Source organism: Moorena sp. SIO4A5, from assembly GCF_010672005.1.
GTDB lineage: Bacteria > Cyanobacteriota > Cyanobacteriia > Cyanobacteriales > Coleofasciculaceae > Moorena.
Map to the genome: position 1 here is coordinate 1 of NZ_JAAHHZ010000234.1, position 7423 is coordinate 7423.

General features: G+C 42.8%; 7 protein-coding genes. 3 read left to right on the top strand and 4 right to left on the bottom strand.

Translation table 11 applies throughout. The features are described 5' to 3' along the window. The 4 genes from F6K57_RS33380 to F6K57_RS33395 all read right to left on the bottom strand — a co-directional run. A partial coding sequence (locus F6K57_RS33380) for an ATP-binding cassette domain-containing protein (protein WP_293072261.1) occupies window positions 1-236 on the bottom strand: 236 nt, incomplete at its 3' end. Window positions 237-422: 186 nt separating this feature from the next. After that, the gene (locus F6K57_RS33385) at window positions 423-1196 is read right to left on the bottom strand and encodes an ABC transporter permease (RefSeq protein ID WP_293072262.1); all 774 of its coding nucleotides are present in this window, start codon (window positions 1194-1196) and stop codon (window positions 423-425) included. A gap of 405 nt (window positions 1197-1601) precedes the next feature. Further along, window positions 1602-1841, bottom strand: coding sequence for a hypothetical protein (locus F6K57_RS33390; protein WP_293026085.1), 240 nt, complete (start codon window positions 1839-1841; stop codon window positions 1602-1604). Window positions 1842-2171: 330 nt separating this feature from the next. Continuing rightward, window positions 2172-2624, bottom strand: coding sequence for a helix-turn-helix domain-containing protein (locus F6K57_RS33395; RefSeq protein WP_293026083.1), 453 nt, complete (start codon window positions 2622-2624; stop codon window positions 2172-2174). A gap of 743 nt (window positions 2625-3367) precedes the next feature. Here F6K57_RS33395 and F6K57_RS33400 point away from each other — a divergent pair. The 3 genes from F6K57_RS33400 to F6K57_RS33410 all read left to right on the top strand — a co-directional run. After that, a complete protein-coding gene (locus F6K57_RS33400) occupies window positions 3368-5380 on the top strand; it encodes a serine/threonine-protein kinase (RefSeq protein ID WP_293072263.1) in 2013 nt (670 codons plus the stop codon). 308 nt (window positions 5381-5688) lie between these two features. Beyond that, window positions 5689-6474: a peptidoglycan editing factor PgeF gene (gene pgeF / locus F6K57_RS33405; RefSeq protein ID WP_293029004.1), complete on the top strand. Its 786-nt coding sequence runs from the start codon at window positions 5689-5691 to the stop codon at window positions 6472-6474. A gap of 302 nt (window positions 6475-6776) precedes the next feature. Next, window positions 6777-7423: DEAD/DEAH box helicase family protein (locus F6K57_RS33410; protein WP_293072264.1), on the top strand; the 647-nt coding region annotated here is incomplete at its 3' end.

Genomic DNA, 7423 nt, shown 5'->3' on the forward strand with positions numbered 1-7423 from the left:
TCTTGGGGGGCAACCCCAATCAGCTTTTTCGTTGCCTCGGACACTGGTTGGTTATTGATTGCGATCGCACCACTATCCGCTCGTAGTAAGTTACAGATGATATTGATAGTAGTTGTCTTACCCGCACCATTGGGTCCGAGTAAACCATATATTTCTCCTGCTGGAATATTTAGGCTTAAATCCCGCAGAACGTTTCGATTACCGTAAGACTTACTTAATTTATGGATATTTAGCACTAGTTAAACCTTGAGCAATACTAAGGCAATTTAATCAGACTTTTTTTACGATAATCGGATGATTTTATAGGAGTACTAGCTAATAGATAACTGACCCGACTATACTTAAGTTTATTTGTTTGTGCAAGCCTCCTCATTTTTCAATGGTTTAAACTAGGTTACCCTGCACAAAAATTCCGTGGGTAATCACAATCTTCTCTCTACCCGAACCATCCCCTGGTATGACAACCATGCGACTATCACCATCACTGAGGCAAAGCCAAACAAAAACCAGAAATGAGACTCTATTTCCACCAAACCCTTCCCATCAGCCCATACTCCCAGCAAGGCTTCGTTCATATGATAAATTGGGTTAAACTTAGCGATTTCCAGTAACTGTTCCGGAAACAAAGCAGTTGGTAAAAACGCACCCCCCAAAATTAATAGAGGTACACCGAAGGTTCCCACTAAGGCATTAACGTCCTCAGTCCGCCGCGCTAATTGAGTTCCCAGAAAAAATCCCACTCCCACATAAGCAATAATACTCAGGAAAATAATCAATACCCCTAGCAACACGGAACCTTGAAACCTTGCCCCCAAAAATGCTGCTATGGTATAAACCACTAAGCCTTGACCTGTACCAATGCAGCTGTGAGCCAAAAAAATTCCTAAGAAATAGGATATGCCGCCTAATGGAGAGATAAATAAACGCTTGAGCATGTGCTGTTCTCGTTCTGAGACTACTGTTGCCACGCTACCCCCCAAGCAGCTAAAAAACAAAGCAGCACCCACAAGAGTAGTTGGGGCAGCCCGTTGAAATGCTTCTGCGGTTGATAGCTCAGCCTGTTCTGCCATAATCAAACCGTTGAGAAATAGCACAGTAATTGGAAAAATACTCCAAAATAATAGGCTACGCTGCCTTCGCCATAGTTCAATCAAGATTCGCTGTGCTACAGCACAGGTTTCCCGCCAATATTTCATAATTACAGCACTTTTCAATTGGGTTAGGTACAGATTCCTGGGTTTTAGGGAACAGGGAACAGGGAACAGGGAACAGGGAACAGGGAACAGGGAATAGGCATGCTAGCAATAGGCAATAGGTAAGATGAAAAAAATCTTGTGTACCTCATTAGGTTAGTAAACGTTTTCAACTTTCAACTTTCAACTTTTAACTTTTAACTTGAACGCCAGAAGGAAGATTTTTGTGTTTATATTGCCTATCGTCTATTGATAACAAACAAGGTATCCAGGTCTCTAAGATAATAAAGGGCAAAACAAGCTGCTAACATTTGCAAAGCGGCAAAAAATAGCAAATTAGGATCAGTAAATAGGCTTAGATATTGCTGATAGGATGAGATAGTTTATATCCCATGAAATACTAATACGCTACCATAAGTCCATCGTTTTTTCCACTAAGAGTAAAAATCCTAGGATGATTACTAGCTGGATAGCGCCAATAAGAATAAAAATGCTGTTACCGAGTCCACTAATAAAGTAAAAGTTTTCATAGACCGCAGCTGCATGTTCAGGACGCACGAATTTATCGATTGTCCACATCAGCATTACTATAAAAACACTGAGGCGCAGTAGAAACAAAACTAGGGGAATTCGATTAGATGCTCTCATGGTAGTTTCAGAAATAATAGATCGCAAGTAATAGATCGGATAACAGAATGATAGATCAGATTATATAACACTACGCATTTAGATTAGGACATTCCTAAACTCCGAAATCTAGTCATAGCTTACTTCTGACTTCTGACTTCTAACTTCTGACGCTAAGCGTAGCGCTATATCTGGTAGCGTCCTTATTTTATACCTAGGCATAATGAACCATCATGGTAAGCATTAAGGTATCAGCCGTTAGCCGTACCCACTATGAATCCATGACTTTCTTGACAAAGTATAGTTCCTAGTTGTTTTTGAAAAATTACTGTTGACTGGGATTAAACAGTATCAGCTAGTAGCAGGGAAACTGCCACCGATGAAGTGGACATCACTGAAGGTTTCGATCCATAAACGAGCTCCACAATCGAGTGGGTTATCTGGCTGATAGACAATCCGACACGGACCAATGATTTCGATCTGATTGCCGTATAGATTGTTGCCGCTTCGTTTTACTGAAATCACTGGCAGCCGGTCTTCAGGGCTTTTGTGGTTATTGGAGCCAATGCGATTGCGGTTGACATTAATCTTAGCCAAAGCAGGAGGACGAGTAGTACGCCATTTGCCTTTTGGTCCACGGGTACCTTTCGTGATTTGTGGCAAATCGTTGAACAGAGGAATAATCCAGAATTTCCCACTTTTATAGGCACCCCGAACCCGACCCTTCTCTAGGAGTTGGCGCAATCGCCGAGAAGAAATACCTAACAGAGATGCGGCTTCAGTAGTACCAACGTGCTTACTCATTGAGGAGACTTGAAATAACTATTCCGATACTAGTATATAATAAAAATTGACCAAATAACAACTTCCCTTAAAGAAGTGATATCGTGTCCAGTTGTTTCAATAGTGTTGAAGGTTGTTCGCGTAGCGTGGCCGAAAGGCCAAGGTTTAATAACCGGGTTACCTGTAACCTAAAAATAGGTTGAAAGTTGTTCGCGTAGCGTGGCCGAAAGGCCAAGGTTGTTCGCGTAGCGTGGCCGAAAGGCCAAGGTTGTTCGCGTAGCGTGGCCGAAAGGCCAAGGTTGAATAACCGCCTAACCTGTAACCTGTAACCGGGTCACCTGTAACCTGTAACCAATAACCTGTAACGGGTTAACCAGATTGCGATCGCGTTTGCTAAAATTCTGCTAAAATCATTTATTGAAAGTAAATTAACCAGCACCCTTAATCATAAGGATTGCTAAACAGCTCAAATCCTTAATTCCATCACTTAATCAAATTAGCCAAATCTCTCGGAAACCGAAAAGCTTTCGCGGCTACTTTAGCTGATTAGCCAACAGCCAGGGTTAGCATCTAGAGCTAGCATCTAGAGCTAGCATCTACCACTAGCATCTACTTAAACCATCCTGATACCAGGGAATTTCTACCGTAATTACTACCGTATGTCATTTAACTGTGACATGCTCCCTCTTAAGAGGACAATCAACAGGAAAAAACTACCCTCTTAATGGCCTAGTCATACCCAAATTCCCTGATGACCTGCCAGTATGATCTGCTGTCTTAATCCCGATTGCCAGAATCCCATTAATGCGGATGATAACCAGTTTTGCCAAAGCTGTGGTAACAAACTAGTACTCCTGAAAAACCGCTATCTTCCGATTCGACCCCTCGGAGATGGGGGCTTTTCCAAAACTTATTTGGCAGAAGATAGGGACAAATTGGATGAAAACTGTGTGATTAAGCAGCTAGCGCCCCAAATTGAGGGAACGAAGGCACTCAAGAAGGCACGAGAATTATTTGAGCAAGAGGCCAAACAATTGCAAAGGCTGGGACAACATCCCCAAATCCCTACTTTGCTAGCTTACTTTGAGGAAGATCAGCGCTTATATTTGCTCCAAGAGTATATCGAGGGGAAAACCTTAGAGCAAGAGTTGGCAGAAGCAGGACCGTTCAGTGAAGACAAGATTAGGGATGTTTTATTTGAATTGCTAACTATTCTCAAGTTTGTCCATCAACAGAAGGTGATTCACCGAGATATTAAACCAGGTAATATCATTCGCCGTCCTGCTTCGGCTCAAGGATATGAAAAAAAGACTGAGCTAGTATTAATCGATTTTGGGATAGCCAAGCAATTGAGGGCTACGGTCATGGCTAATATCACTGGCACCACTATCGGTTCCTTTGGCTATGTGCCTATGGAACAAATGGAGGGAGGTAAAGCCTATGCTGCTAGTGATTTATACAGTTTGGGCACGACCTGCTTTCATTTGCTTACTAATGTTCATCCTTGGGATTTGTGGAAGAAACAAGGCTATCGCTGGGTAAATAGTTGGCGAAAGCATTTAAAGCAACCGGTGAGTGAACAATTGTGGTGGATAATGGATCGGCTGCTCCCAGAAAGCTATCAGCACCGTTATCAGTCTGTAGACCAAGTCTTGGAGGTGTTGGAGCTTCAGTCTGCGCCCTCTGCTAATCCCTCTCAATCAACCTCTAAGTATAACGAGTCTTTTCTGAATTTTTTAACGTCATTAAGACAAAATGACCAGTTAAAAAAACAAGTGATGATGGGAGGATTTTCTTTATTATCTCTAGGATTAATTACTCAAGGATATGGATATTTTCGCTATAAAACATTTCCGTCTAATCTAAGTTTTTTGATGGCTGGTTTACCCAGCAGTACCTACCTCAAAACTACTCTCAATGGACACTCTAACTCAGTGCGTTCTATTGCGGTTAGTCCTGATAGTAACTATTTGGTAAGTGGTAGTAATGATCATACTGTAAAAATTTGGAATTTGCCGAAAGGTGAGTTAGTTAGAACTCTTAATGGCCATGATGGTAATGTTTATTCTGTCGCTATTAGTCCTGATGGAGAAAATATTGCTAGTGGTGGTGATGACAATACTATCAAGATTTGGAATTTGAAAAGGGGTCAGCTGAAAAAGAATCTTACTGGTCATCAGGGATTTATTAGTTCTGTTGCGATTAGTTCCGATGGAAAAACGTTAGTAAGTGGAAGTTATGACCACACTATCAAAGTTTGGGATTTACCGACGGGCAAGCTGAAACAAACCTTAAGGGGGGAAACGAATTGGGTTAGTTCGGTGGTGATTAGTCCTGATGGCAAAACCTTAGTTAGTGGTAATGGGGGCAATACGATCAGAATTTGGGATTTGGATACAGGTGATCTAAAAAAGACCCTGACCGGTCATAGAGATTCCGTTGTTTCTCTAATCATTAGTCCTGATGGTAAAACGTTATTTAGTAGTAGCCTAGACCGTAATATTAAAATTTGGGATTTGACAATTGGTGAATTAAAAAATACCTTGACTGGACATATATACTATGTTCATTCTCTGGCGATTAGCCCGGATGGTAAAACCTTGGTTAGTGGTAGTGCCAAGAATACCATTAAGGTTTGGGATTTAGAAACATGGGAGTTGAAAACTACCCTCACTGGTCATAAAAACTGGGTGAGTTCTCTGGCGATTAGTCCCGATGGAAAAACCTTAGTCAGTGGCAGTAGAGATGATAGTATTAAAGTTTGGAAGTTGCCTTGATTTATGACAGTAAGCTGGTTTAATTTAAAGTTTTAGGTTATGACAGGAAGGGAGCAGGGAGCAGGGAGCAGGGAGCAGGGGTAAAGAATTTTATTTTTTTGATATAGCAATTATATTTCCCATGAGGTACAAAGGGATCCCCCTAAATACCCCTTAAAAAGGGGGACTTTGAGGTTTATAAGTGTAACTCATAAATGCAATAAAAGCTATAATTAAATAATATATAATTGAAATCCACAACAGCTGAAAGGATAAAGTGTAAAGTCTAAGCTGTAAACTGTAAAGTGTAAACCGTCAACACAATTTAAATGCATACCTGGCACTGGGACACTTGGAATAATTTGCCCTATTTAACGAGTAGCCTATTGAAGCAATGGAATCACGGCTTCTTTTCCTCAGCATTTTCTCCCCGTTCTCCTGAAGAAATGGTGGATGTACTCCAGCCTGATGCCCAGGTGTATCGAGTTAAACAGGTTCACGGCAATACAGTACTAACTCCTGGGGAAATTGAAAGTACCCAAAACGGTGAGCCAGACTCCAATAAACCACCGGCTGATGGTATTATAAGTGAAGAAGCTAACCAAGCTGTGTGGGTTTGTACAGCAGATTGTACGCCGTTACTGATTGGGGATATGGAAACGGGACAGGTAGCAGCAATTCATGCGGGTTGGCGGGGTACTGCTCAACGGATTGTTCCTAATGCGATCGCAAGATTGCTAAACAATGGTAGCCGTAAAGAAAATCTACGCATTGCTCTCGGTCCAGCAATTACAGGGGAATGCTATCAGGTATCAGAAACCGTGGCGGCTGAAGTGGGAGCTAGTATTGTATCTACTGATCAAGGGGATACCACTGAATCAATTCTGGGGGTGTTGCAGCAGCTAGACGACTCCCCGATATTAGATGACCCGAAACCCGGACGAGTACGCTTGGATGTGCGGCGAGTCAATGTCTTACAGTTGGAACAATTGGGCATTGATTCAGAACAAATTGCGATCGCACCCCACTGCACTTACTCTGAACCAGAGCGTTTCTTTTCCTATCGGCGTAATCAACTTAAGAAAGTTCAGTGGTCTGGTATTATTAGCTATTGAAGCGTAAGCTATCAGCTATCAGCTATCAGCTATCAGCTAATGCGCTACAGATTGTGCTACTTGATGTGCTTATGGGCTATGAGGAAGCTACACCGAACAGCTTTTGAATAAGCGATGCAGCGCCGACCTGCGGGGGTTTCCCCCACTCGCGCTTGGGATCAAGAAAACAAGTAAGCATTCGTTTAATCTCAGTGATGGAAAGCTGACGGCTGACGGCTGACGGCTGAATGCTTACATTGAAGCTAGGCCAAAGCCTGGCAACGGAACCGGTACGACAATAGCAAAGAAACGTCCTTGAATCCATGCCACGCACCCCTAGATTAACCTTTGACCGGGGAACTCTGATTTTGCATCCACCACCGAGGGGCAAAGCTTGGGTGGAGTATGCGACTTGGGATGATCGGGTAGAGAAGTTTCGGATTAGAGGAATTCATTATCGTCCTCTGGTAGAAACCTTACTCAGAGAAAAGGTTGATTTTATTGATGATGCTAGGGAATTTGTGCCTCTGCCACTAGTATCTAGTTTTGAGATGGAACCTTATCCCCATCAACGGGAAGCTCTATTGGCATGGAAGCAAGCCGGTCGTAAAGGGGTAGTGGTGCTACCAACGGGAGCAGGTAAGACTTATCTGGCTCAGTTGGCAATGCAAGACACTCCTCGTAGTACCATAGTTGTCGTACCAACCCTAGATTTAATGCACCAGTGGTATGCTCAACTCGAAGCAGCCTTTCCAGATGTGGAGGTGGGAGTGTTGGGGGGTGGTTCTCGCGATCGCACGCCTATCCTGATCGCCACCTATGATAGTGCCACTATTCATGCGGAAACCTTAGGGAATCGGTACGCTTTGGTGATTTTTGATGAGTGTCATCACTTACCTACGGATTTTTATAAGGTGATTGCGGAATATGCGATCGCACCCTATCGGTTAGGACTGACAGCAACCCCAGA